Here is a 25,268-nt window from a genome sequence, read left to right as displayed (position 1 = left end):
CTTAAAAGGAGTCCCGCGCGGTATCGCTATACGGGGCACTAGATGGGCAAAATTCTACCCGATCTCCCCTGCGATGTCTTACCGATTTGTTCCACGGCCCTCGCTGGGTTTACAGGCTAAGCTAAAGCATAAGGAAGCGAAGACGACAGGAGTTGGACATGAAGCACAAGCCCGCATCCAAGAAAACCAATCTGTGGCGCAGCGTGGGCGCTGCACTGCTGGGGGTGCAGTCCGATCACAGCCGGCAACAGGATTTCAGCCAGCCGAGTGCCCTGCCCTTCATTGTGGCAGGACTGGTTGCTATTTTTCTGTTTGTGGGACTGCTGGTGATTATCAGTCGTTTTGTGGCGGGCTGAACAGCGCCAGCAGTTCGTCTACTTTATTGCGGCCACCGCCATTTCGGCTGATGGTGCGTTTGACCCGCACCACAGACAAGTCCGCGCCGTGATACAAGCGGCGGGTCAGTGTGGTGTCGTGATTGGAAATCAGTACCGGAATATGGCGCTCTGCAGCAGCTTTTTCTGCCACATCAGCCAGCGCCGCCTGATCATCTAAGCTGAACCCATTGCCGGCATAAGAGGTAAAATTGGCCGTGGTGGACAGCGGTGCATACGGCGGATCGCAATAAATCACACTGCCTTTGCGGGCACGGGAGAACGTCTGGTGGTAGCCCTCACAGATAAAGGTCGCTTTCTTGGCCTTTTCTGCAAAGTGGTACATTTCTGCTTCAGGAAAATAAGGCTTTTTATACGATCCAAACGGCACGTTAAAACCGCCTTTCTTGTTATAACGGCACAAACCGTTAAAACCATGGCGGTTCATATAGAGAAAATACAGAGAACGCAGATAGGTATCCTGCGTCTGGTTAAACGCTTCGCGGATAGCCAGATAAGCACCTTTCTGGTTGTATTCCGGTGTGAAATACTGCCGGGCATCTTCAATGTAACGCTCGGGTTCGTGCTTAATCACATTGTACAGGTTGATTAAGTCCGGATTGATATCAGCCAGCAGATAGTCGTCGTAGTCCGTGTTCAGAAACACAGAGCCCGCACCGACAAAAGGTTCAACCAATTTTCGTGCAGGTGGCAGATGTCGTCTGATGTCCTCGACCAGAGAAAACTTGCCTCCGGCCCATTTCAGAAAGGCACGCTGCTTTTTCATTTGGTTAACCTACCACCCATAACGACTGTCTTTTCAAAGGTGGCGGATTGTAACCTATTTCTCACCTGACCCATACTGCTTGGGGACAATTATCCCGAACAATTCAATGACTGCCAATCTGACACTCTACAGGGACTGACCCCGATCGATTTCCCGGTGGATCTGCGTATAAGATTTCACCCAGGGTTGTACGGACTGCACTTTGGCCGGTAACTGTGCCTGTGCCCGGCGAGCTGCAGCCACGCTGCTGTAATCACCGGTGACCACGATATACCAGCGCACGCCCTGCCGCTGGGTTTGGTACACCTGGGCGATCTCTTCAATGCCGTATTCATCAAGAAAACTGCGGGTGGCTTCCAGCGAATGCATGGCGGCCAGCTGCAGCGCATAATGACGGCTATTGACTGACTTAAGTGCTGCTTTATCTGCGGCCATAGCCGCCTGCAGGCCGGTCAGTTGCGGTGCTGTTGGAGCCGCTTCTGCCGGGGCTGTGCCGACAGGTTCAGCACTTTGCGTTTGTTCGGGCGCCGAAGCCGCGCCGGGGATACCGGTTGCTTCACCCTCAGCCACAGGAGGGGTAGCCGCCTGACTGAGCGCATCCTGGGCAGCCACTGCCAACTCGCCTGAGCCACCGGTTTCCTGCTCGGTGATCATGGCATCCACCACATCCGAAGGCAGGACCACGCGCTGGCCTGCGGGATTACTGCGGCCGACGGTCAATCCTTCGATCTTAACCGGCTCGGGCAGGACTTCCGGACGGGTTTCTGCCGTTGCAGACGATGGCGTTTCTGCGCTTTGGTTATTCGTATTGACGGTGAGCCCATCGGCTGGGTCGCCTGAAGATAGCGGTTCAGTCTTCGCATCCGGCGAAGCCACCAGGCCATCATCAGATTGCGCCAGTATTTCATCGGCAGCGGTCGTCTCCGGGCCGAGCGTTGCCGTCTCCGCCTGAGTTGGTGCGCTCTGATCCGGGAAGTACCAGAAAACAAGGCCGGCCCCTACAATAACCAGCAGCAAGAGTAACAGGGCCGCCGGGGAAAGCGCTCTGGCGTTTGTATTGTCCATATTCGCCACCTCCGTGTGATTGAGTGCCGATAAGGCGCCTGGCGTTGGTGCCACCTCAGCCGCCTGCGCTTTCAGGGCGCGTCGCTGGTTGGCATCCAGTGAGTGAGTCGCCAGCACCAATTCCAGAAACGCCTGTACTTCCTGTTCAGGCAGTAAGGGAATTTCCAGCTCCAGCGGCACCTGCCCCTGGCCATGAGAGACCTGGTGTAACGCTTTGGTTAACCGGCCAGTCTGACTAAAGAGTAGTACATTCACCTGCCAGTCATCTGATTCTTGCGCTTTTACCACCAGCGCCCACAACTCACCGATCAGTGCCGGACTGAGCAAGTGTGCATCGTCGATCACCAGCAGTAACTCGACCGGTTTCCCCGTCAGCAAACGCTCGATACTCTGATGCAAGGGATCACTCTCGTTAAACACGGCACCTGGAATGAGCTGATTGAGCAATATGGTTCTGTGCTGGCTGTCATTCTGTGCCGGGTGGCACATCAGCAAGGCCTGTCGGGTCTGATGAATACCGTCCGAGTCGGCCCATTGCTCAAGATACCGTTGCGCCAGCCAGGATTTACCGGCCCCGGCTTCGCCGCTGATTTGGATCAAATGGGAGCTGAATCGGGTCAGGAACTGTACCCGGGAAAGCAGTTGGATCTGGCTGTCCAGATCCAGAGACGTCAGAGAAGCGGCTATCGTCATGAATGATTACAACATCAGGGTTCTATCACCTGACGCAGGATATCATTCGGTACATCAGAAACGACCTCAGCACGACCAATTCCAGTCGGTAGTACCAGTCTGAGCTTACCTGATAACACTTTCTTATCCCGCATCATGTGCTTGATATAATGGTCAAAGTTCATCGTTTCCGGTGCAACAACCGGCAAATCGGCCTGCACCAGCAATGAACGAATTTGTTCCGCTTCCGCTGATGTCATTAAGCCTAACAGACAAGCCGTTTGCGCCGCTTGTACTGTCCCGGCAGCAACAGCTTCACCGTGAAGCCAATTACCATAACCCATCTCAGCTTCAATCGCATGACCAAAAGTGTGACCTAGGTTCAGCAGCGCGCGCACACCCGACTCTTTCTCGTCTGCGGCCACCACATCGGCTTTGATCTGGCAGCAACGGGCAATCGCCTGGCTCAGGGCTTTGGGATCCAGTGCACGCAGCTGATCCAGATGCTGCTCCAGCCAGGTGAAGAAATCCTGATCAACAATAATGCCGTATTTGATGACCTCAGCCATACCGGCGGCAAACTCGCGGGCTGGCAGGCTTTTCAGACAGTCGGTGTCAATGACCACCGCTTGCGGCTGATAAAAGGCCCCAACCATGTTTTTACCCAAAGGATGATTGACGGCCGTTTTCCCGCCGACCGATGAGTCCACCTGTGCGAGCAGAGTGGTCGGAACCTGAATAAAATCGACCCCGCGCTGGAAACAAGCAGCGGCAAAACCCACGACATCACCAATCACGCCCCCACCCAGTGCTACCAGCACCACGTCGCGGCCATAACTGCCTTCCAGCAGAAAAGTCATGATCTGATTAAAAGTATCGAGGGTTTTGTACTGCTCGCCGTCAGGGAGGTTGAGCAGGGCCACGTCCTTTGCCAGTGAACTGAGCGTGGCCTGCAGGGTGTCGGCATAAAGAGGGGCGACAGTGTCATTACTGATAATCACAACCCGTCGACCAGTCACAGAGGTGAAGTAATCCGGATCAGACAGTAACCCGGTGCCAATTGAAATATCGTAACTTCTCTCACCCAGACTGACTGTAATCCGCTCCATGACTCGTTGTTTCTCCGTCGTTAACGCTCTTCCAGCATTTTGATAATTTGATTAGCAACGACCTTAGCACTCTGGTCGTCGGTACGTACTGTGTAATCCGCTACTTCTTCATACAATGGATTACGCTCTTCTGCAAGCGCTTCAAGCACTTCACGAGGTTTATCGGTTTGCAGCAGAGGGCGCTTCTTGTCACGCTGAGTACGTGCCAGCTGTTTCTCAATGGTGGTTTCCAGATAAACCACGATACCACGAGCTGACAGACGGTTTCGGCTCTCTTTGCTTTTCACCGAGCCTCCCCCGGTCGCCAGGACGATGCCTTGCTCCTGGGTCAGATCGTCGATGACCGCTTCTTCACGGGCACGGAAGCCTTCCTCGCCTTCTACGTCGAAGACCCAGCTGATGTCGGCGCCGGTACGCTCTTCGATCACAGTATCTGAGTCAAGAAACTCCATATGTAACTGCTGTGCAAGGTGTCTGCCAATGGTGCTCTTACCGGCTCCCATTGGTCCTACCAAGAAAATATTTCGTTTTTCAGCCATGTTTAGCAAATATACGCGCGATTAAAAAATAGACAAAACCGCCCACAGGCCATTGATTTGCAAGCCTGAGGCGCCAACTTCCTCACATTTCATTCGTGATAAGACCGAAAATTATCTCAGGACTCACTGCTGTTTGGCAATAGCCAGTCTCAGTCAAGCGCCTCATCTCAGCAAAATAAACCGCCCTGCGCCTGCGCCCGGCCTCACTATCGGAGGATTTTCGGGGTCACGAAAATTAATAATTCGCGTCGGGTATCCCGCTCGAGTTCCTGCCTGAACAAGCTGCCCAGTAAGGGAATATCTCCCAGCAGCGGGACTTTGCGCACCGCCTGACTGAACTGGTGCTGGAAAATACCGCCCAGCACGATGGTCTCGCCATTGTCCACCAGTACCTGAGTGCCAATCCGCTGGGTATCAATGGCCACCGCTTCCCCTGTGCCTGTCATGACCGTCTCGCCAGGCTTGTTCTGCGTGACCTCAAGGTCCAGCACCAGTTTGTCATCCGGAGTGATCTGCGGCGTCACCATCAGGCTCAGCACAGCTTTCTTAAAAGAAACAGACACTGCGCCACTGGACGAAGCTTCGAGATAGGGGATCTCTGTCCCCTGCTCAATATAGGCCATTTTCTTGTTTGTCGTGACCAGCCGGGGACTGGAAATGATTTCTGCTTTCTCCTCGGCCTGCAGGGCCGACAATTCCAGATCCAGCAACTGATCTCCCCACCTGGCTACCTGAAAAGCGATTCTGGCCGCGCCCGCCTGAGCGCCGAGGTTCACATTGAGATAATCGCTGACATCCGGCTCAAGACTATCGGCCCCCAGCGCGGACAGATTCCCCTCAATGGAACCCCCGAGCGTCACACTGCCATGGGTGTCTAACATTCCCCAGCGTACGCCAAGATCCGTGATATCCTTTTCATTCATGCTGACAATACGCGCTTCGATCTGTACCTGCTTGACCGGTTTATCCAGCGCGCGAATGATAGCCAGTAAACTATCCATGCTGTCTGCCACTTCCTTAACCACCAGAGCGTTTGTTCTGTCATCCACATGCAAAGCGCCATATTCCGTCAGCAAACCCGACTGGCCGGGCTTGCCTGCCAGCATGTCGGCTAAATCTGTGGCTTTGGCGTAACGGATTAGAATCACTTCGGTTTTCAGTTCACCACCGTGCAAAGGTTGCCGGACAACCTGTGACGCCTGAGCGGCCATCGCCATTTTTGGCGCCACCACCATAATATTGCCGTGGCGTTGATAGGTCAGTCCTTTCATCTGGAGAATAATATCGAGCGCCTGAGACCAGAGCACATCCTTAAGGTTGAGGGTAATGTTGCCCTGTACCTCGTCCGCAACCACCAGATTATGCTGCTGGTGATCGGCCATCACCTGCAATAGCTGTCGCACCGGGACATCCTGAAAATTAAGCGACAATCGCTCTCCATTCACTGGAGATACAGCCTCAGACTCTGCCATCACAACGGCAGTAGCAAGTACAGAGATCATGCAGGCTGCCAGCCTGAACAGGGCGTAAAAAGTATGCATGTTTTCTTTCCTGAATCATCCTGTTCAGACCGGCGTCAGACTGTGTGTGCAGGGACGATTAACTATTGAATTCGCTGGCTACCCGGTCTGAATATCAAACCGGATGTGAGGCTTCCGTGACAAATAAAGCGTGTAAGGCGTGACCCCAGGACAGCCGGGCACACTGCCTGTCTCCAACATTAACTCGGTTTGCCCGGCATTCACGCTGAGCACCCGGATTTTCGGCCCGATCACCTGCTCGGGCCTGACCTTGAATAACCGGCCATCCTCCCCGCTCAGCAGCGCCGTCCATCCGTGCGTGTCCCTGACGCTGCCCTTCATCATCAGCCCCTTCACCAGCATGTCTGTGACTGAGGCCTGACAAGCGACTGGCTCTGCCTCAATCACATCAAAGCGGTGAAACGGAGAACCAGACGCGCTGGCGTTAAACTCGGGCGCATCTGGCAGGCCGTCTCCAGCCACAGGCCAGGCAACCGACAGCAAAACATACCTGAGGATGGGGAGAACAAAGCGACGGAGTAAAAAGAGAGCCATCAGCGCTTCTCCTGTTTTTTATCATCCGTCGGAACCGCCCCAGCGAGGACTTGGGATATCTGATACAAGCGTGCACTGCCGGTGATCTGCAACACATCCGAACGCCTTTCAAGCGGCTCCATCGTCAGTTCATTCACCACCAGCAACCAGTGCATAGATGCCAGCCTGGCTAATAATGCCCCTGATGAGGCATAGCTACCCTGCCATTCAAAGTGCAATGGCTGCACACTGTACCAGTCGTGGTTTTCACTGTTCCCCCACCTGAGCGCGTGCAGAACGACACCGGTCTCCACACTGAGGGTTTCAATGTCTGCCAGGACTTGCGGCCAGTCGGACTGGGCAGGCAACCGGGCCAGCTGCAGCCGGTAACCGGCCTGCATTTTCGCGGCGCGTTCCGACCAGTCAGGCAATAAATCGGCCTGACTTCGCTGCTGATCATACTGCGTCTGCAATGTCCGAGCTTGGGCTTGCAGCCCATGATATTGCCGGATCACACCGGTAATACTGCCTTGCCACACCACAAGATTCAGCATCACCAGCAGCACCAGACAGGCAACCAGCTGATAACGAAGTGGCCATTCGGGCATCGATTCCAGTGTCAGATCCCGCCAGTCAGTCATCAGTTGCCTTCGTCAGCGCTGACGCTAATGCCATAGTGACGGAAAAACCCTGCATCGCCTCACCACGCTGAACAGCCGGCTCCGTCTGGTTCCCGCGCTGAACAGAATGCAGTTGACTCTGACTGACCCATTCCTGACGCTCAATTCTGTCCAGAAAATCAGGCAAAGCAGCCAGTTGCCGGGTCTGACCGGTTAGTACCAGCGTATTGTCTTGCAGCGTCAGCCGCTCCAGCCCGGCGGACTGCGGCAATAGTTCAGGTAAATGATTGAGCACATGGATCAGGGGAAAACGCGCAGAATGCCAGCGGCTGATCTCCGTCAGCCGGGACTGGTACATCTGATGCTGCCCCTGATCATTCGCCAGCCTGGCCAGATCAGGCGCCAGCGCAAGGATTTGCTGTTGAATACGTTCATTTTTGATGTGCTGGCGTGCTGCCCGCTCCCCGTAATAGAGCCGCAAACTCCCTGCAATCAACACGGCCATGACAAACGTCGTCCCCATGCAGTACCAGAACCGGCGGCGATGCGCGATCAGCTGTGCTTGACGCCAGGGCAAGAGATTGACGGGGATCAGCATGAGAGTCCCCCTCTGACCGCCAGCGCCGCCGCTCTGGCCCAGGCCGTATCCGCCGGCACGGCCACGGTCGTGGTGCGCGACAGCGTTGGAAATAACAGCTCCGGTGTCAAATAAGCAACCGGCAAGCCGCACGCTTGCTGCCATAAAATCAGATCCGCATCAGACACAGGGCGGCCGGTCAGCCACAAGCCGGTGAGCGGAGAAAGTACTTGATAATGTTGCAGTTGCCGGATCAGCGCCGGTGGTGGCATCTGGCAATCGCCATTCTGCTCAAAGGTGCGGTGCAGCGGCAGGTTATGTGAAAAACCGGCGGCCAGATCAGTATCCTCAGGGCCCAGACAGACTAGTGCCGGATTCGCTCCCATTGCCGTTATTGCCTGCCGGTGACAGTATTCCAGCAGCCACAAGAGTGCACGCGCCTGCAATTCCATGATCACAGGCTCAAAACCAGCCTCACGCACACTCCGGGCTCTCGCTTCAACCACAGTGGTTTTGGCCGCAACAACCTGAAAACGCAGCCTGTCCTCTGCCGCACCCTGTTCGGAAACCAGTGAAGGGGAATAATCCAGGCTCAACGCCTCCGGTGCCATCGACAGCGTACCCGCCAGTATCTTTGCCAGTTCGGTTCCGATATCCTGTCCCCAGCGTGGTTCCAGCGTCAGCACCTGCTGCACTACCTCACTGTCGGGCAGTGACAACACAGTACGGACCGCGCGCTTTGGAAGCAGCATCCGTATTTTACGCAAGGCTGACAACAAGATAGGTTCAGACAGGCTATTCTGGTAAGACCCGCCGCCAGGGGACGCCCCGGCATGTTCTGCAGGAGACAAAGCGACTTCAGCGTAATCTAATAACGCCAGCCGCCCTTTATTTTGCTTAAGCACGACCGCCTTTACACTATGGTGACCGATATCTATCCCGGTCCAGACTGGCTTGTGCAACATGGCGTGGTATGCTCCCCTGGTAAAAACAAGGCAAAATTATTCGAATAAACACCTCTGACGGCGTTAAATTTATTTGAGTTATCTTTATACTACTGACTGAAATAGCGCGGATGGCCAAACGAAGGTGTAACGGGAATTCTCAAGTGAAGTTCATAAAGCGATTATTTATTTTTGCAATCATTTGCATCATTCTTGGAGTCAGCACGATTTTTGGTTTCTACCTCTATCTGAAACCGGATCTCCCTGATGTCGCAACGCTGAAAAACGTTGAGTTACAGACACCTATGCAGGTGTACAGTGCTGACGGCGAACTGATTTCCCAGTTTGGTGAGAAGCGCCGTATCCCACTGACACTGGATCAAATTCCTCAGCAGATGATCAACGCGGTGATCGCGACCGAAGACAGCCGCTATTATGACCACCCGGGTATTGACCCGATCGGCATCGCCCGTGCTGCCTTTGTGGTGGCAACCTCAGGAACCGCCAAACAGGGCGCCAGTACCATTACCCAGCAGCTCGCGCGTAATTTTTTCCTCAGCAATGAGAAAAAAATCATGCGTAAAATCAAAGAAATTTTCATCGCTGTTCACATTGAACAACTGCTGAGCAAAGATGAAATTCTGGAACTGTACCTGAACAAAATTTACCTCGGTTACCGGGCATACGGTGTCGGAGCGGCTGCACAGGTCTATTTTGGTAAAGATGTCAGCCAGCTGACGCTGAGTGAAATTGCGATCATTGGCGGCCTGCCGAAAGCGCCGTCGACCATGAACCCGATTTACTCGCTGGATCGGGCAACCACACGCCGCAATGTGGTCTTGAGCCGGATGCTGGATGAGGGCTACATCACCCGCACTGAATTCGAACAGGCCAAAGCAGAACCTATCGTTGCCCGCTATCACGGTGCGGAGATTGCGCTCAATGCGCCTTACTTTGCCGAACGGGCCAGAGCCTGGATGCTGGACCGCTATGGTGAAGATGCTTACACATCCGGGATGAAAGTGTTCACCACGGTTAACCCCAAATTGCAGCGGGCAGCACAACAGGCCGCCATACAAAACCTGATGGATTATGACCAGCGCCACGGTTTCCGGGGTGCGGTGGCCACCCTGTGGATGCCGGAACAGGCGGTATGGGATGAGCAGATGATCCTGGATCATCTGGCCAAACAACCAAGCTACGGTGAGCTGGAGCCTGCCGTGGTGATCAAGGTTGACCAGAAAAGCGCGGAAGTCGTCCTGCGTAGCGGCCAGCATCAGCGTCTCGACTGGGATGGCATGAAATGGGCACGCCGCTTCATTACCGACTCCAGCCAGGGCCCGGCACCGAAGTCAGCGCCTGAGATCCTGGCGCCTGGCCAGCAAATCTGGGTCCAGCAAAAAGGTGAAAGCTGGGTACTGAGCCAGGTGCCCGATGCCAACACCGCCTTTGTCGCCATTTCGCCATACAATGGTGCCGTACAGGCCATGGTGGGCGGATTTAACTTCGTCCACAGCAAATTCAACCGTGCCACTCAGTCCATCCGTCAGGTTGGTTCCAGCATCAAGCCATTCATCTATTCAGCCGGCCTGAACTCCGGGATGACACTGGCAACTCTGATCAACGATGCACCGGTGAACAGCTGGGACAAGAGCATGGGCACCGCCTGGCGCCCGAAAAACTCACCGCCGACCTACAACGGCCCGACCCGCTTGCGTATCGGCCTGGCACAATCGAAAAATGTGATGGCAGTCCGCGTGTTGCAGGATGTCGGGCTGGACGACACCATCGGCTACCTGACCCGCTTTGGTTTCAAACGAGAAGACATTCCCCGGGCCGAAGCCATTGCGCTGGGGGCTGGCAGCCTGACCCCGCTGGAAATGGTTCAGGGCTTCTCTGTCTTTGCCAATGGCGGCTACTTTGTTGAGCCCTATTTCATTGAACGCGTGGAAGATGCCTACGGTAATCTGGTCTATCAGGCGCATCCGAATGTGGTCTGTAATGATGATTGCCAGCGCAAAGAGCAACTGGCAGGTAACTCTGTAGTGGCCAGCCGCGCAGTCATGCATGACATCGCCATCAGCGAAGAAGAACTGGGCCCGACGGGCAGTGCCACGGCAGCCGATCAACAGCCGCTTCGCATTGCACCGCAAGTGGTGACCGAGCAGAACGCTTTTCTGGTGCGTGAAATGCTGGAAAGCAACATCTGGGGCGGCGGTGACTGGCGCCACGGCAGTGGCTGGAACGGCACGGGCTGGCGCGGGCAGGTCCTGAAACGCCGTGATATCGGCGGTAAAACCGGGACCACCAACGATTCCAAAGATGCCTGGTATACAGGTTTCGGGCCGGGGATTGTCGCTACGGCCTGGGTTGGCTTTGACGATCACAGCCGTGAACTGGGCCGCACCAGCACCAACCCGAACATTGATAATGATCAGACGGCTGGCGCCGAAGCCGGTGCCAAAACGGCTCAACCGGCCTGGATTGGCTTCATGGAACAAGCGCTGCAGGATGTGCCTGAACAACGCAAGCAATTGCCGCCCAACATTGTTCAGGTGCGTATCGACCGCGACACCGGCAAGCTGACCAAGAAGAATGATTTTACCTCAATGTTCGAGTACTTCATTCAGGGGACGGAACCGAAAGAGTATGTCGGTGAAGGGGGCAGCGACGGCGGCCTCTTTGAATCCGACAGTTCAGACGAGCTGTTCTGATCGCTCGCCCTGAACAACAGGTTGTGAGTCAGGAATAACAAGCGCGCCTTCAGGCGCGCTTGTTTCATTTTAGCTGTCCAGATGCAGACTGATCGTGCGCCGGATTTGCTCGGCCAACTGCTCATAACGCCCTTTAAGCGGTGAGCCTGGACGATAGGCCAGCGTAATCAAACGGCTCGGTTCAGGATCGCAGGCTTTCAGATAACATACACCATCCCGTTTTGCCGCATGCGGTGTCGCCAGTTTCGGCAGCAAGGTCATCCCACTGCCGGCCGCCACCATATTGCGCAGGGTTTCCAGACTGGTTGCCTTGAAACTGCCGTCCTCTTTCGCGCCGGCAGCAAAACAAAACCCCATTGCCTGATCGCGCAGGCAGTGCCCATCCCCCAGCATCAGCAGGGTATGGCCATTCAATTCCTGCATGGACAGCTCACTTTTATCCGCCCAGGGATGTCCCTCTGGCACCGCCAACACCATAGGTTCATGGTAAAGCGACAGCTCTTTGAAATGCTCACTTTCTTTGACTGCGGCCAGAATAATGCAATCCAGTTTACCTTCTTCCAGCTGCTGCACCAGCACCTGAGTCTGCGCTTCATGCAGGTACAACTCTAACTGAGGAAAAGCCGCTTTCAACGCCGGGATAATCAGGGGCAATAAGTAGGGGCCGACTGTGGGAATAAAACCGACATGCAGCGGGCCGGCCATGCTTTCCCCTTGCTGGCTGGCCATTTCTGCCAGCACCTTGACCTCGTGCAGCACCTTTCTCGCCTGAGTCACCAGACTGAGCCCGACATCGGTAAACAGCACCTTGCGGCTGGTGCGCTCGAGCAAAGACACCCCTAACTCAGTTTCCAGCTTACGGATCTGCCCGCTCAGGGTCGGCTGACTGACAAAGCACGCCTCTGCCGCTTTACGAAAATGTCGGTGCTCAGACAGTGCCACCAGATATTCGAGATCTCGGATATTCATCAATCGGTTCCCATTTCATTTAATAGAAATTAACGATTAATAAGATAACAGCAAACGATTAGAGCTATCAATCCAAATTTCGCATACTAGCCCCATCAACAGGAACAAGACAAAAATGTTCCACAAAATATTGAAATCAAAACATCCAGCAGGAGAACAATATGTTTACATCAAAAGAAGGCCAAGCGATTCCACAGGTGACTTTCCGTACCCGTCAGGGTGATCAGTGGGTTGACGTTACCACCGATGAGCTGTTCAGCAACAAAACCGTGGTGGTATTCAGCCTGCCGGGCGCGTTCACGCCAACCTGCTCGTCCAGCCACCTGCCACGTTACAACGAGCTGGCTTCTGTCTTTGCTGCGCATGGCGTGGATGACATCCTGTGTGTCTCGGTCAACGACACCTTTGTCATGAATGCCTGGAAAGCCGATCAGGACGCGGAAAACATTACTTTCATCCCGGACGGTAACGGCGAGTTCACCAAAGGTATGGGCATGCTGGTACAGAAAAACGACCTGGGCTTCGGCGACCGTTCATGGCGCTACAGCATGCTGGTGAAAAACGGCGTGGTCACAAAAATGTTTATCGAGAACGACGAACCGGGCGACCCGTTCAACGTTTCTGACGCTGATACTATGCTGAACTATATCGCCCCTGACCATAAACTGCAGGAGTCGGTTACCATTTTCACGAAACCGGGCTGCCCGTTCTGTGCCAAGGCGAAACAGAACCTGATCGACAAAGGGCTTCAGTTTGAAGAGGTAATCCTGGGTAAAGATGCCACCACAGTCAGCCTGCGCGCTGTCTCTGGTCGCAGCACTGTGCCTCAGGTCTTTATTGGTGGCAAGCACATCGGCGGCAGCGAAGAGCTGGAAGCCTACCTGGGCTAACCCACGCACCAAGGCAGGGCGAACGCCCTGCCAGATTGCACACCGTTGAACTGAATGTCGTTGGAGAGAAAAGATGAAAACCTTAACCGTAGATGTGGCCGTCATTGGTGGTGGTACGGCTGGCCTGGGTGCTTACCGCGCCGCCAAAGCGCACACTGACAGCGTGGTCATGATCGAAGGTGGCCCTTACGGCACCACCTGTGCCCGCGTGGGCTGCATGCCCTCAAAATTGCTGATTGCTGCGGCTGAAAGCGTCCACAACATTGAAAAAGCTCCCGCCTTTGGTGTGCATCCGCAGGGCGAGATTCAGATCAACGGCCGTGAAGTCATGGACCGGGTCAAGCGTGAGCGTGACCGCTTCGTTGGCTTCGTGCTGGAGAGCGTCGATGAGATTCCGGCGGCAGACAAAATCAGCGGCTATGCCCGGTTTATCAATAACACCACACTCGAGGTCGATGATCACACCCGCATTGAAGCCCAGCGGATTGTGATTGCCACCGGCTCCCGTCCGGCCTATCCGGGCGCATGGCATGAGCTGGGGGATCGCCTGGTGATCAACGATGATGTCTTCGACTGGGATGATCTGCCGGCCTCGGTAGCAGTATTCGGTCCGGGTGTGATCGGGCTGGAGCTGGGTCAGGCACTGCATCGCCTCGGAGTTGAGGTCAAAATCTTCGGTCTCGGCGGCCAGGTCGGCCCGCTGACCGACGATGAAGTCATGGCATATGCCAACACCGCCTTCAATGACGAGCTGTACCTGAATGCCGATGTCAAAGTCGAAAGCATGAAACGCATCGGCGACAGGGTTGAGATTCAGTTCATTAACAAATCAGGCGAGCTGGAAACTCAGACGTTTGACTATGTGCTGGCTGCGACCGGTCGCCGGCCGAATACAGACAAGCTGGCGCTTGAAAACACTGATGTGGAACTGGATGAGCGCGGCGTGCCGGTCGCTGATCATTTCACCCTGCAAACCTCGGTGGCGTCAATTTTCATTGCCGGTGATGCCAGCAATCAGTTGCCTTTGCTACACGAAGCCGCTGATCAGGGCCGGATCGCCGGAGACAATGCCGGCCGCTTCCCGGATATTCGTGCCGGACTGCGTCGCTCGAAAATTTCCGTGGTATTCACCGAGCCACAAATTGCCATGATCGGGGAAAGTCGTCGCGAGATTACCCAGCGGCTGGGCAACTGCGGCTGCTTTGAAGTCGGGACTGTCTCGTTCGAGAATCAAGGCCGCTCGCGGGTGATGCTGCGCAATAAGGGCATACTGAACCTGTACGGCGAACATGGCACAGGTCGTTTTCTGGGTGCCGAGATGATGGGGCCGAATGCTGAACATCTGGCGCATTTACTGGCCTGGGCACACCAGAGCAAGATGACAGTGGCGCAAATGCTGGACATGCCCTTTTACCATCCGGTGATCGAGGAAGGTGTCCGTACCGCACTGCGCGATCTCAACGCCAAACTGCATCTGGGGCCGGAAATGATCAAGCACTGCATGGACTGCGGCCCCGGCTGTTGATTCAGCCCCGACACTGACGGGGAAACAATCACTACCGCCCATAGGCGGTGGTTTTGAAGGGGACAAAAAAGCGCCGGATCACCGGCGCTTTTTTATTAACTCGCAGACAGTGTGAATATCAGGCGACGTTGACGCTTGGAATCACGTGCTGCTGATCTAACCTGACTTCCAGTGCCACCTCGTCACAGGCATGCTGACGCGGGCACATATCGCAGTCTTTCATCACTTTCTCCGGCAACAAGGATTTTGAGGTCGGAATAAAGTCCTGCTTCATGAAAAATTCAGGCACACGGGTCAGCACAAACACCCGCTTGATCGCCATCTGACTGGCTTTTTCCAGCAAATGCTGGATCAATGCTTTGCCCTGCCCCTGATGCTGCCAGCCCGCCTCGATCCCCAGCGAACGGATTTCCGCCAAGCCCGAGTCATAGACATACAGCGACGCACAGCCGGTGACCAGCCCTTGGGTTTCTGCCACCGCAAAGGAGCCGATATCCCGCACCAGTTCATTGCGCGGACGCGGCAGATTCTCGCCCAGCCCGGCCCAGTACGCCACCATGCCTTCAATGGCGTCGAGATCCGTCAGGCGCGCCCCACGCACTTTCACGCCCGGTGCATGGCGTTTTGACAGCCGTTTTTCTGTCTGTGAAATCGCATGATCGACCTGATTGGGCGCCACACCGCCCAGTGCGCAGCGTTTTTCCAGACAGGATTCAATGGTCAGGATCGGGTACACATCTTCAGCAATCACAGGCGAGAAAGCTTTCATCTCCTCCAGTGACAGCTCTTCCAGCGCACAGCCTTTCTCAATCGCCGCGACGACAGCCACGCCGACGATATGGTGTGCTTCCCGAAACGGGATGCCTTTGGCCACCAGGTAATCGGCCAGCTCAGTGGCATTGGAATACCCCTGCATCGCCGCTTCAAGCGTCCGATCTTTATTGACCTTGATACCGTCAAAACACAGCGCAGCCATTTCCATGCATTCATGCCAGGTGTCCAGTGCGTCGAACAAGCCTTCTTTGTCTTCCTGCATGTCTTTGTTGTAAGCCAGCGGCAGCGCTTTGACTGTCATCATCATGCCCGCCAGGGAGCCGTATACCCGGCCACACTTACCCCGGATCAGCTCCAGCGCATCCGGATTCTTTTTCTGCGGCATCAGGGAAGAACCTGAGGTCACCGTATCGGCCAGCTCAATGAAGTTAGACTCGCCCGAATTGTAGAAGATCATGTCTTCGGCCAGCCGCGACAAATGCAGCATGGAAATCGACGCCGTCGACAACAGCTCCATCACATGATCACGGTCCGATACAGAATCCAGACTGTTACGGGTTGCCCGGTGGAAACCCAGACTGTGGGCCAGAGCTTCACGGTCAATCGGGTAAGCCGTACCAGCCAGTGCACCTGAACCTAACGGACAGGTATCTAACCGGTGCAGCGCATCACTGAGACGGGAATGGTCCCGCTCAAACATTTCCACATAAGCCAGACACCAGTGGGCAAACGTTACCGGCTGAGCCCGCTGCAGGTGGGTATATCCCGGCAACACAGTGGTCTGGTGTGCACGGGCCACTGCCGTCAGCTGACTTTGCAGGTGGTCCAGCATCATGAGTAGCTGGTGTCCCTGCTGACGACACCACAGCTTGAGATCAGTCGCCACCTGATCGTTCCGTGAACGGCCGGTGTGCAGCTTTTTGCCCAAATCACCCACACGGTGGATCAGCTGTTGCTCAACCCAGCTGTGGATGTCTTCGGCGTCAGAGTGGAGGATCTGTTGCGGATCCTCCATCACAGCCAGCTTGAGCTCATTGAGTGCCAGCTCCAGCTTCTGCTGCTCCGCTTCGGTCAGTACCCCGACCTGACGCAGCGCTTTGGACCAGGCCACCGAGCCAACGATGTCTTGCTCCGCCAGGCGGTAATCAAAACGCAGGGAATCGTTAAACTGCTTGAACCGAGTATCTGCTGCCTGACTAAAACGTCCGCCCCATAGTGCCATGGTACTTCTCCTTTGCTGTACGACCGACTTGCTCACATGTCTGATTAGTAATGCGCTTTACGCTGATTAGATTATTTTTTCTGTTCGTTCAGGGCACGGATACGGCTGGCCAGCGAGTACAGGCGGATAAAGCCACCCGCATGGCTGTGGTCGTACACTTCGTCTTCACCGAAGGTGGCGAACTCTTCCGAGTACAGGCTGTTCGGCGAACGTTTCTGAACGGCAGTGACCTGACCTTTGTACAGTTTCAGTACCACTTCACCATTGACGTCCTGCGCCAGCTCATTCGCGGCGGCCAGCAGTGAACGGCACAGCGGAGTAAACCAACGACCATCGTAAATCAGGTGCGATGCTTTCAGGCCAATGCTTTCACGAAATTCAAACGACTCTTTGTCCAGGACCAGTTGCTCGACGGCACGCAGGGCTTCCATCATGATGGTGCCTCCCGGTGTCTCATAACAACCGCGGGATTTGATCCCGACCAGACGGTTTTCCACGATATCGATCCGGCCGACGCCGTGCTCGGCACCTTTCTTGTTCAGATAGACCAGCGCTTCATACGGCGACATGGCTTTGCCGTCGACTGCCACAATCTCGCCTTTTTCGATCAGTACAGACACTTCTTCCGGGGTGTTCGGCGCATCTTCCGGATCTTTGGTCCATACCCAGCACAGCTCGTTGGACTGGTTCCAAGTGTTTTCCAGCACGCCGCCTTCGGTTGAAATGTGCCAGGCATTCGCGTCACGGGAATAGATTTTTTCCAGCGTTGCCGTGGTTGGAATCTTACGCTCGGCCAGATAATCCAGCAGAGCTTCCCGGCTGCGCAGATCCCATTCACGCCAAGGGGCAATCACAGTCAGTTGTGGTGCCAGGGCCGCGTAGGCACTTTCAAAACGCACCTGATCGTTGCCTTTACCGGTACAACCGTGGCACAGGGCATCCGCGCCCACTTCCAGCGCACACTCAACCTGTGCTTTGGCGATAATCGGACGGGCCATTGAGGTACCCAACAGATATTTGCCTTCATACACAGCGCCGGTTTTCAGGCTTGGGTAGATATAGTCTTTGACCATTTCTTCTTTCAGATCGGCGATATAACAAGCCGATGCACCTGACGCCAGAGCCTTCTCTTCAATACCGACCAGTTCCTCTTCACCCTGGCCTACATCGGCGACGAAGGCGATCACTTCGCAGTCATAGTTCTCTTTCAGCCATGGGATGATGGCCGATGTGTCCAGACCGCCGGAATAGGCCAATACAACTTTACTTACCTTACTCATTGTTACTCTCCTTTGTTGCCTGCTCGACGGTCTACCCGTTCAGGCGATATCAATCTTTACTGTTTGAAACATCAAACGAAATCAGGGTAATTTTTATATCCAAACGCCGGTTTGCCGCCAGCGTTTGTACTCAATTCTGCGGGTTCAGAGCACAAATCGGGTGCCGATTTGCTCCCCGTCAAACAGATTTACCAACTGTTCCGGGTAGCGCCAGCCGGCAATTTCGACGGCACGTCCCAATCCTTTGGCAGCTTCAAATGCGGCTTTCACTTTGACAATCATGCCATCGGTAATCACCGCCTGCTGGATCAGCGCATCCGCCTGAGGCTCGCTCAGCGAGGCAATCAGATGCCCTTTGCCATCCAGTACGCCACTGACATCCGACAGCAACACCAGTTCGGCATCCAGCGCCGCCGCCACAGCCACCGCGGCCTGATCAGCATTGACATTCATCAACTCGCCATCGGCCGTGAGGCCAATTGAGCTGACAATCGGCAGATAACCTGCCGCGATAATGCCGGACACTAAGTGGCTGTTTCCCGGCGCGGCTTTGCCGACGGCTCCCAGTTCAGGATCCAGCTCAGTGACCTGACACAGACCACCGTCTGCCAGGCTTAGCCCCACCGCTTTCACCCCGGACTTGATGGCCTGACCTTGCAGCATTTTATTGGCCGTGCCCGCCAGGGCGCCGGCAATCACGCCGATTTGGTCCGCAGGCGTCACCCGTAACCCCTGCTTTTTCACCGTCGGCAGATTCAGCTTTTTCATCAGGTCATCAACCAGATAGCCGCCGCCATGGACCAGCACCAAAGGCCGGTTAGCCTTGGCCTGATAGGCATTGATGGCACCAAATACTTTTTCCAGGGTGTCGGTGCACGACAGTACGGCTCCACCCAATTTGATTACTAACGGCGACTGTTCCATCCCGGTTCTCCTTTCAACAGCCAGACTTAACCAACCAACGCAGTCAATGGTGCAAAACCATTACGAATATTTATGCATTGCATCGCCTGAGACGATGCGCCTTTTAATAAGTTATCGATCGCCGACGTGAGGATCACATGCTGCCCCTGCACGTTCCAGCCAATATCACAGAAGCAAGTATTCACCACATCCTGCAAACGTGCTGTGTGATTGCCCAGCAAACGCACCGCCTGCTGGCCCGGCTGGGTATAGGCCGCTTCCATCGCTTCTGTCACCGCTTGCGGGGTCACTCCGGGTGCCAGTTTGGCCGTAATCGTGGCCAGAATGCCCCGTTTGAAATTACCCAGATGCGGGGTAAAGATGACATCAGTGCCCAGGTGCGCGGAAATTTCCGGCTGATGACGATGGGTAAAGACACCGTATGCCATCAGGCTGACTTCGCAAAAACTGTTGGTCATGCTGGCTTTCCGGCCGGCACCAGAGACACCGCTGACGGCATTGATCACCGGCCATTGCAGGGTATCGAGCAAGCCGGCTGCCAGCAGCGGTTTCAGCGCCAGTTGCGACGCCGTCGGATAACAGCCGGGCACAGCGACTAACTGAGCCTGAGCGATCGCCTCAGCATTCCACTCCGCCAGACCGTACACAGCCGCATCCAGCCAGTTCGCATGCTGATGCGCGAAGCCGTAATACTGGGTATAAAAGTCATCCCCCTTCACCCGGAATGCACCGGAAAGATCAAACACCTGACAGCCAGCCGCCAGGAAAACAGGTGCCAGGTCATGACTGACTTCATGGGCCGTTGCCAGCAGGACAATATCGGAAGCCTGTGCCACAGCGGCCACGTCTGTCAGAGGTTGCAGAGGCAGATCAATCTGCCCGCGCAGCTGGCCATGAAGCTCACTGATCGCCTTATTTGCGTCTAAGCTGTTTTCAGACACATAAAGTCCAGCCAATTGCAGATGCGGGTGCTTATGGACCATAGCGGCCAGCTCTGCGCCGGTATAACCGCTGGCACCGATGATAGATGTGTTCAACATATTGGATCCCGTTGTCATCGTTGTGAAATTCACTATCAAGAAAATATGACTGCTGTGTTCAGCGCGTGGCGCCGGGCAGGCGCAAGAGAAAGGTGCCAGAGGCACCAGGCGATAGAGACTTAGCGTCGTCGGAAGGAATACTGCTTGTAATTCATCGCCTGGTTCATACTACTTACTGATAGCCTCTGGTCATTCGGATAAAAGCGTTGTTCAACGTCATTCTCTGGTGAAACAGGTTCGAGCGAACCCGATACAGCAAAGAATATTTTTATTCACTTATTATGAATTTTTATATTTACCTTTTCCTGCCTTTTGTGTCAAGTGAAGCAGAAGAAAAAATGCCTTTTCTGACGCCGGGCCAGTGTTAAAGCGCACGCTCAAACTGTAAAACTAAAGAAAGTAAATTACAGGAATGAGACACACAGCGGCCTTATGCAGGATAAAGCGGTGGGAATTTGGCCTAAAAAGGGTGCACTTATTGACCTTTCGCCCCAATGAAGGCTAGATTGTTGGCTACGCCTTGGCGATTGGATGTAACAAAATTACGATATGGATGCGATATGAACGAAAAGTACAGTGCGTTAAAAAGCAATGTCAGTATGCTTGGTCACTTGCTGGGTAATACAATCAAGGACGCCCATGGCAGCGAACTGCTGGATAAAGTAGAAACCATTCGGAAACTGTCTAAGTCGGCTTGTGCCGGCAACAGTGATGACCGGGAAAAACTGATCACAGAGTTGCAGAACTTGCCGGACGATCAGTTGCTGCCTGTGACTCATGCGTTCAGCCAGTTTCTCAACCTGACCAACATCGCCGAGCAGTACCACACCATTTCTCGCCATTGCGAGGAGCTGGTGTGTAATCCGGATGAAATGGATTCACTGTTCGCCAAACTGAAAGACGAAAAGATCGGCGAGCTCGACTCGCTGCAAGCCGTTCGCGATTTGAATATCGAACTGGTGCTAACCGCTCACCCGACTGAAATTGCACGTCGCACCATGATTCACAAGCTGGTGCAAATCAACAAATGCCTGTCCAAACTCGAGCTGAGCGAGCTGTCTCACCGTGAGCGCCAGAAAGCCGAACGCCGTCTGGAGCAACTGATCGCTCAGGCCTGGCATTCCGATGTGATCCGTAAACAACGCCCCAGCCCGCTTGATGAAGCCAAGTGGGGATTTGCCGTGGTTGAAAATTCACTGTGGCAGGCGGTACCGGAATTTCTGCGTCAGTTCGATGAGAAACTGCACCAGCACCTTGGTGAGAGCCTGCCGCTGGACGCTGCACCGGTCAAGTTCTCGTCCTGGATGGGCGGCGACCGTGACGGGAACCCGTTTGTCACTTCCACGATCACTCGTGAAGTACTGCTGCTCTCCCGCTGGAAAGCGGCCGACCTGTATCTCAATGATATCCAGGAGCTGGTCAGCGAACTGTCTATGGTCGAGTGCAACAGCGAAGTGCGCGAACTGGCCAATGGTGCCCACGAACCGTATCGTGAAATCATCAAAGGCTTGCGGACTTTACTGACCCAGACCCGCGATGTGCTGGATGCTCAGATCAAAGGCAGCGACAGTGTGCCGAAAGTCGCTATCCTGGAAGACATCGATCAACTGTGGCAACCGCTCCATGCCTGTTACCGCTCACTGCACGAGTGCGGCATGTCTATCATTGCCGACGGCTTGCTGCTGGATACCCTGCGCCGCATTCAATGTTTCGGCGTCCATCTGGTGCGACTGGATATCCGTCAGGAAAGCACCCGCCATTCGAATGCCATTTCTGAACTGACCCGCTATCTGGGCTTGGGCGATTACGATCAGTGGAGCGAGCAGGACAAAGTGGCTTTCCTGGTTCGTGAGCTAGCGTCCAATCGTCCCCTGCTGCCCCGGAACTGGCAGCCATCGGAAGCGGTACAGGAAGTGCTGGATACCTGCCGTGTCGTGGCTGAGCAGCCGCGTCAGGCGCTGGGCGCCTATGTGATTTCCATGGCCCGCACCGCCTCGGATGTGCTGGCCGTTCATTTGCTGCTCAAAGAATCCGGCTGCACCTTCCGTCTGGATGTCTGCCCTCTGTTTGAAACTCTGGACGACCTCAATAATGCCGAGGCAGTCATTACCCAGCTGATGAACATCGACTGGTACCGCGGTTTCATCCAGAACCACCAAATGGTGATGATCGGCTATTCTGACTCAGCCAAAGATGCCGGGGTTACGGCGGCAGGCTGGGCGCAGTATCGCGCGATGGAAGCCCTGGTCAATGTCTGTGACGAGGCCGGTGTTGAACTGACCCTGTTCCACGGTCGTGGCGGCAGTATTGGCCGTGGCGGTGCGCCTGCGCACGCTGCCCTGCTGTCTCAGCCGCCGCGCAGCCTCAAAGGCGGCCTGCGGGTGACCGAACAAGGCGAAATGATCCGCTTTAAGCTGGGACTGCCGGACGTGGCCGTCAACAGCCTGAACCTGTACGCCAGCGCCATTCTGGAAGCCAACCTGCTGCCGCCACCGGCGCCTAAGCAGCAATGGCGTGATGTCATGGACGTGCTGTCCGATGTTTCCTGCGAGGCCTATCGCTCTGTGGTGCGTGGCCATGATTCCTTCGTGCCCTATTTCCGCGCAGCAACGCCGGAAATGGAACTGGGTAAACTGCCGCTGGGTTCACGCCCGTCCAAGCGAAACCCGCAAGGCGGCGTAGAAAGCTTACGCGCCATTCCATGGATTTTCGCCTGGAGTCAGAACCGTCTGCTGCTGCCTGCCTGGCTGGGTGCCGGTAAAGCCATTCAGCATGTCATCGATCAGGGCCATTCTGAGTTGCTGGAAGAAATGTGCCGTGAATGGCCATTCTTCTCTACCCGACTAGGTATGCTGGAAATGGTGTACAGCAAAACCAATATCCAGATTGCCGAATACTATGATCAGCGGCTGACAGACGCGAGTTTATGGCCGCTGGGGCAGGAATTGCGAGACCAGTTACAGCGCGATATCAAGGTGGTGCTGAACGTAGAGAACAGCGATCATCTGATGGAGCAGGATCCCTGGGGGGCTGAATCTATCCGCCTTCGCAATGTCTATGTTGAACCGCTCAACATGCTGCAGGCGGAATTACTGCACCGCACCCGCCAGCAGGAGAGCGAATCGCCGATTCTGGAAGAAGCCCTGATGGTCACCATTGCCGGGATTGCCGCCGGCATGCGCAACACGGGTTAAGATTTCGCCTCATCGCAACATCAAACAGGTCACCGGCAGGTGGCCTGTTTTTTTATTTACAATTTAGACAAGGTGACTTTTTTCATTTCAACTAAGGTCTATAGAGTGCTGTGAATCAATTTGATTGAAACTTTATGCACTGCGCGCAGTCTACATAATTGGACGAGCGTCACAAGATAAGTAATTGCTCACTGTTCATCATGGAATATTTATGCTTCCAGTGGTTGCAGAGAATCAATTGATGATATCCTATGTGATCTCGACCGGGCACTGCAACAAGACGATTATAAAAACGCCTGAGAGCGGAAGGGTAACGTTATGCCTCGTCGGTTTATTTTTTGTAGTATTTTAACGGATAGAAGAGATGTCACTACCACACGTCATATTGACCGTGCTGAGTTCGCGCGACGCGACCGGCTACGACATAACTAAAGAGTTTTCTCACAGTATCGGCTATTTCTGGAAAGCCAGTCATCAGCAGGTTTACCGTGAGCTCAACAAAATGGCCACCAACAACCAGGTGACCTGCAAACTGGAACCTCAGGAAGGTAAGCCGGATCGCAAGGTCTACTCTATCACTGATCTGGGCCGTCAGGCGCTGTTTGAGTGGTTCCAGGAGCCAGCCCGCAATCCAACCATTCGTGATGAATTCTCTGCCAAACTTCTGGTTTGCGGTGTTCACAACTCACTGCCGATGCAGCGCCAGTTGGAAGCACTGATCGAGGAATCACACACCCTGATGAACCATTACCACGAGCTGGAAAAAGTCCACTTCGCCAATTACAAAGACATGGATCGTCAGTCGCGCCTCGATCGCCTGACACTGCGTCGCGGGATCCATAACCGACAGGCTTGGATCGACTGGGCGGAAGAAGTTCTGGTCGAGCTGCAAGACATCGACAGCGCCGACAGCAATGTCGCCATGGCTGCAGAGTAATCCTGCAGACTGATGTGCAGGCGCAGTGCACTATCGGCTCCTCTGAACGTCAAGGGCCGATAAATTACGCCCTGCCAGTGACAAAAAAAGCCGCATTGCGGCTTTTTCTTTTTCCTGCCCGAGAGAGCAATCAGGCCGTGGCTTCAGCCTCAGCGCGCACCCCTAAGGTATGGCAGATCGCGTAGGTCAGTTCAGCGCGGTTCAGGGTATAGAAGTGAAAATCTTTGACGCCCTCACGGCTCAGCACTCGCACCATATCAATCGCGTTACTGGCCCCAACCATCTGGCGGCTCAGCAAATCGTCATCCAGTCCCTGATATTGTTTTTCTAACCAGTTCGGGATTTTCACATTATTGGCCTGCGCAAAGCGCTTGGCCTGATTCATATTCACCACAGGCAAAATACCCGGGACAATTTCAACATCGATACCGGCGGCCACACAACGGTCGCGAAAACGCAGGTAGCTCTCCACATCAAAAAAGAACTGAGTGATCGCGCGGCTGGCACCGGCATCAACTTTGCGTTTCAGGTTAATCAAATCGGCCTGAGCACTTTTCGCTTCCGGGTGCACTTCAGGGTAAGCCGCCACAGAAATATCGAAGTCGGCTTCTTCGCGCAGCAGCTTGACCAGATCAACCGCATACATATCCGGCTTGCCCCCCTGCGGCGGTAAATCGCCCCGCAGCGCCACGATATTGCGAATGCCGTTTTTCCAGTAATCACGGGCGATGGCGCGCAGTTCATCACGCGTGGCATCGATACAGGTCAGGTGAGGCGCTGCCAGCAGACCGGTCTGATCTTTAATATCTTTGATGATAGAGTGAGTACGGTCACGCTCGCCTGAGTTGGCGCCGTAAGTCACAGATACGAACTTCGGCTTGAGCGTCTTCAGACGGTGGATCGATGACCAGAGGGTTTCTTCCATCGCAGGCGTACTTGGCGGAAAGAATTCAAATGATACATTGATAGCGCCGTTCAGATCGGCGATGTTCTGATTTAACGCATCCAAGTGACTGGCGTAAGAATAACCCATAATTGAAACCTTCCTGCTGCTGGCC

Annotated in this window: 21 protein-coding genes; 6 read left to right on the top strand and 15 right to left on the bottom strand. The window is 54.7% G+C overall.

Annotated elements, in window-relative coordinates; genetic code table 11:
• The first annotated feature begins 158 nt into the window (after nt 1-158).
• Nucleotides 159-356 (top strand): DUF2970 domain-containing protein, encoded by a 198-nt coding sequence (locus tag LN341_RS01210; protein ID WP_046220327.1) that lies wholly within the window; start codon nt 159-161, stop codon nt 354-356.
• Here LN341_RS01210 and dam read toward each other — a convergent pair.
• The 9 genes from dam to pilM form a co-directional block, all read right to left on the bottom strand.
• Nucleotides 334-1,161 carry an adenine-specific DNA-methyltransferase gene (gene dam / locus LN341_RS01205; protein WP_046220328.1) on the bottom strand — a complete coding sequence of 276 codons (828 nt, stop codon included), beginning with the start codon at nt 1,159-1,161 and terminating at the stop codon, nt 334-336. The genes LN341_RS01210 and dam overlap by 23 nt on opposite strands.
• A gap of 126 nt (nt 1,162-1,287) precedes the next feature.
• Nucleotides 1,288-2,919 carry an SPOR domain-containing protein gene (locus LN341_RS01200; protein ID WP_234203884.1) on the bottom strand — a complete coding sequence of 544 codons (1,632 nt, stop codon included), beginning with the start codon at nt 2,917-2,919 and terminating at the stop codon, nt 1,288-1,290.
• Nucleotides 2,920-2,933: 14 nt separating this feature from the next.
• The gene (gene aroB / locus LN341_RS01195; RefSeq protein ID WP_234203883.1) at nt 2,934-4,007 is read right to left on the bottom strand and encodes a 3-dehydroquinate synthase; all 1,074 of its coding nucleotides are present in this window, start codon (nt 4,005-4,007) and stop codon (nt 2,934-2,936) included.
• 20 nt (nt 4,008-4,027) lie between these two features.
• Nucleotides 4,028-4,546 (bottom strand): shikimate kinase AroK, encoded by a 519-nt coding sequence (gene aroK / locus LN341_RS01190; RefSeq protein ID WP_027250635.1) that lies wholly within the window; start codon nt 4,544-4,546, stop codon nt 4,028-4,030.
• Nucleotides 4,547-4,752: 206 nt separating this feature from the next.
• Nucleotides 4,753-6,087, bottom strand: coding sequence for a type IV pilus secretin PilQ (locus LN341_RS01185; protein WP_234203882.1), 1,335 nt, complete (start codon nt 6,085-6,087; stop codon nt 4,753-4,755).
• Between the two features lie 78 nt (nt 6,088-6,165).
• On the bottom strand, nt 6,166-6,621 hold the full coding sequence (locus tag LN341_RS01180; protein WP_234203881.1) for a hypothetical protein: 456 nt from the start codon (nt 6,619-6,621) through the stop codon (nt 6,166-6,168).
• Complete coding sequence (locus LN341_RS01175; RefSeq protein WP_234203880.1) at nt 6,621-7,241, bottom strand: type 4a pilus biogenesis protein PilO; 621 nt, start codon at nt 7,239-7,241, stop codon at nt 6,621-6,623. The genes LN341_RS01180 and LN341_RS01175 overlap by 1 nt, the downstream gene beginning before the upstream one ends.
• Nucleotides 7,234-7,818 carry a PilN domain-containing protein gene (locus tag LN341_RS01170; protein ID WP_234203879.1) on the bottom strand — a complete coding sequence of 195 codons (585 nt, stop codon included), beginning with the start codon at nt 7,816-7,818 and terminating at the stop codon, nt 7,234-7,236. Before LN341_RS01170 ends, LN341_RS01175 begins: the two co-directional genes overlap by 8 nt.
• A complete protein-coding gene (pilM, locus tag LN341_RS01165; RefSeq protein ID WP_234203878.1) occupies nt 7,812-8,762 on the bottom strand; it encodes a type IV pilus biogenesis protein PilM in 951 nt (316 codons plus the stop codon). Before pilM ends, LN341_RS01170 begins: the two co-directional genes overlap by 7 nt.
• A gap of 143 nt (nt 8,763-8,905) precedes the next feature.
• Here pilM and LN341_RS01160 point away from each other — a divergent pair, with 143 nt between their 5' ends.
• Entirely contained in the window at nt 8,906-11,455 is a 2,550-nt protein-coding gene (locus tag LN341_RS01160; RefSeq protein WP_046220334.1) for a penicillin-binding protein 1A, read from the top strand.
• A gap of 69 nt (nt 11,456-11,524) precedes the next feature.
• Here the strand turns inward: LN341_RS01160 and oxyR are convergent, their stop codons facing one another.
• Entirely contained in the window at nt 11,525-12,424 is a 900-nt protein-coding gene (gene oxyR / locus LN341_RS01155; RefSeq protein WP_046220335.1) for a DNA-binding transcriptional regulator OxyR, read from the bottom strand.
• Between the two features lie 161 nt (nt 12,425-12,585).
• Between oxyR and LN341_RS01150 the strand changes: the two genes are divergently transcribed.
• Both LN341_RS01150 and LN341_RS01145 read left to right on the top strand, forming a co-directional pair.
• Entirely contained in the window at nt 12,586-13,314 is a 729-nt protein-coding gene (locus LN341_RS01150) for a glutathione peroxidase (RefSeq protein ID WP_046220336.1), read from the top strand.
• A gap of 73 nt (nt 13,315-13,387) precedes the next feature.
• Nucleotides 13,388-14,839, top strand: coding sequence for a dihydrolipoyl dehydrogenase (locus LN341_RS01145; RefSeq protein ID WP_234203877.1), 1,452 nt, complete (start codon nt 13,388-13,390; stop codon nt 14,837-14,839).
• A 118-nt stretch (nt 14,840-14,957) separates the two neighbouring features.
• Here the strand turns inward: LN341_RS01145 and argH are convergent, their stop codons facing one another.
• The 4 genes from argH to argC all read right to left on the bottom strand — a co-directional run bounded on the left by argH (nt 14,958) and on the right by argC (nt 20,079).
• Nucleotides 14,958-16,835, bottom strand: a complete 1,878-nt coding sequence (gene argH, locus LN341_RS01140; protein ID WP_046220338.1) for an argininosuccinate lyase — start codon at nt 16,833-16,835, stop codon at nt 14,958-14,960.
• Nucleotides 16,836-16,906: 71 nt separating this feature from the next.
• Nucleotides 16,907-18,115: an argininosuccinate synthase gene (locus tag LN341_RS01135; protein WP_046220339.1), complete on the bottom strand. Its 1,209-nt coding sequence runs from the start codon at nt 18,113-18,115 to the stop codon at nt 16,907-16,909.
• Between the two features lie 144 nt (nt 18,116-18,259).
• On the bottom strand, nt 18,260-19,039 hold the full coding sequence (argB, locus tag LN341_RS01130) for an acetylglutamate kinase (protein ID WP_046220340.1): 780 nt from the start codon (nt 19,037-19,039) through the stop codon (nt 18,260-18,262).
• 26 nt (nt 19,040-19,065) lie between these two features.
• The gene (gene argC, locus LN341_RS01125) at nt 19,066-20,079 is read right to left on the bottom strand and encodes an N-acetyl-gamma-glutamyl-phosphate reductase (protein ID WP_234203876.1); all 1,014 of its coding nucleotides are present in this window, start codon (nt 20,077-20,079) and stop codon (nt 19,066-19,068) included.
• Nucleotides 20,080-20,639: 560 nt separating this feature from the next.
• Here argC and ppc point away from each other — a divergent pair.
• Together ppc and LN341_RS01115 are read left to right on the top strand one after the other, a co-directional pair.
• On the top strand, nt 20,640-23,273 hold the full coding sequence (ppc, locus tag LN341_RS01120; protein ID WP_046220342.1) for a phosphoenolpyruvate carboxylase: 2,634 nt from the start codon (nt 20,640-20,642) through the stop codon (nt 23,271-23,273).
• 364 nt (nt 23,274-23,637) lie between these two features.
• Nucleotides 23,638-24,210, top strand: coding sequence for a PadR family transcriptional regulator (locus LN341_RS01115; RefSeq protein WP_046220343.1), 573 nt, complete (start codon nt 23,638-23,640; stop codon nt 24,208-24,210).
• A 130-nt stretch (nt 24,211-24,340) separates the two neighbouring features.
• On the opposite strand, the gene metF is transcribed toward LN341_RS01115, so the two are convergent.
• The gene (metF, locus tag LN341_RS01110; protein WP_046220344.1) at nt 24,341-25,243 is read right to left on the bottom strand and encodes a methylenetetrahydrofolate reductase; all 903 of its coding nucleotides are present in this window, start codon (nt 25,241-25,243) and stop codon (nt 24,341-24,343) included.
• Nucleotides 25,244-25,268 lie beyond the last annotated feature (25 nt).

It is taken from the genome of Photobacterium sp. TLY01 (assembly GCF_021432065.1).
GTDB classification, from domain to species: Bacteria; Pseudomonadota; Gammaproteobacteria; order Enterobacterales; family Vibrionaceae; genus Photobacterium; species Photobacterium halotolerans_A.
Note: the sequence above shows the minus strand (reverse complement) of the source record. Positions and strands in the feature narration are given on the sequence as shown.

Excerpts from the sequence above, each read along its gene's own strand:
- LN341_RS01210 (WP_046220327.1), top strand. The coding sequence starts at position 159 with ATGAAGCACAAGCCCGCATCCAAGAAAACCAATCTGTGGCGCAGCGTG.
- oxyR (WP_046220335.1), bottom strand. The coding sequence starts at position 12,424 with ATGAATATCCGAGATCTCGAATATCTGGTGGCACTGTCTGAGCACCGA.
- argH (WP_046220338.1), bottom strand. The coding sequence starts at position 16,835 with ATGGCACTATGGGGCGGACGTTTTAGTCAGGCAGCAGATACTCGGTTC.
- LN341_RS01175 (WP_234203880.1), bottom strand. The coding sequence starts at position 7,241 with ATGACTGACTGGCGGGATCTGACACTGGAATCGATGCCCGAATGGCCA.
- ppc (WP_046220342.1), top strand. The coding sequence starts at position 20,640 with ATGAACGAAAAGTACAGTGCGTTAAAAAGCAATGTCAGTATGCTTGGT.
- LN341_RS01180 (WP_234203881.1), bottom strand. The coding sequence starts at position 6,621 with ATGGCTCTCTTTTTACTCCGTCGCTTTGTTCTCCCCATCCTCAGGTAT.
- argB (WP_046220340.1), bottom strand. The coding sequence starts at position 19,039 with ATGGAACAGTCGCCGTTAGTAATCAAATTGGGTGGAGCCGTACTGTCG.
- LN341_RS01135 (WP_046220339.1), bottom strand. The coding sequence starts at position 18,115 with ATGAGTAAGGTAAGTAAAGTTGTATTGGCCTATTCCGGCGGTCTGGAC.
- LN341_RS01115 (WP_046220343.1), top strand. The coding sequence starts at position 23,638 with ATGTCACTACCACACGTCATATTGACCGTGCTGAGTTCGCGCGACGCG.
- LN341_RS01145 (WP_234203877.1), top strand. The coding sequence starts at position 13,388 with ATGAAAACCTTAACCGTAGATGTGGCCGTCATTGGTGGTGGTACGGCT.
- aroB (WP_234203883.1), bottom strand. The coding sequence starts at position 4,007 with ATGGAGCGGATTACAGTCAGTCTGGGTGAGAGAAGTTACGATATTTCA.
- LN341_RS01150 (WP_046220336.1), top strand. The coding sequence starts at position 12,586 with ATGTTTACATCAAAAGAAGGCCAAGCGATTCCACAGGTGACTTTCCGT.
- dam (WP_046220328.1), bottom strand. The coding sequence starts at position 1,161 with ATGAAAAAGCAGCGTGCCTTTCTGAAATGGGCCGGAGGCAAGTTTTCT.
- LN341_RS01185 (WP_234203882.1), bottom strand. The coding sequence starts at position 6,087 with ATGCATACTTTTTACGCCCTGTTCAGGCTGGCAGCCTGCATGATCTCT.
- LN341_RS01170 (WP_234203879.1), bottom strand. The coding sequence starts at position 7,818 with ATGCTGATCCCCGTCAATCTCTTGCCCTGGCGTCAAGCACAGCTGATC.
- LN341_RS01200 (WP_234203884.1), bottom strand. The coding sequence starts at position 2,919 with ATGACGATAGCCGCTTCTCTGACGTCTCTGGATCTGGACAGCCAGATC.
- aroK (WP_027250635.1), bottom strand. The coding sequence starts at position 4,546 with ATGGCTGAAAAACGAAATATTTTCTTGGTAGGACCAATGGGAGCCGGT.
- metF (WP_046220344.1), bottom strand. The coding sequence starts at position 25,243 with ATGGGTTATTCTTACGCCAGTCACTTGGATGCGTTAAATCAGAACATC.
- argC (WP_234203876.1), bottom strand. The coding sequence starts at position 20,079 with ATGTTGAACACATCTATCATCGGTGCCAGCGGTTATACCGGCGCAGAG.
- pilM (WP_234203878.1), bottom strand. The coding sequence starts at position 8,762 with ATGTTGCACAAGCCAGTCTGGACCGGGATAGATATCGGTCACCATAGT.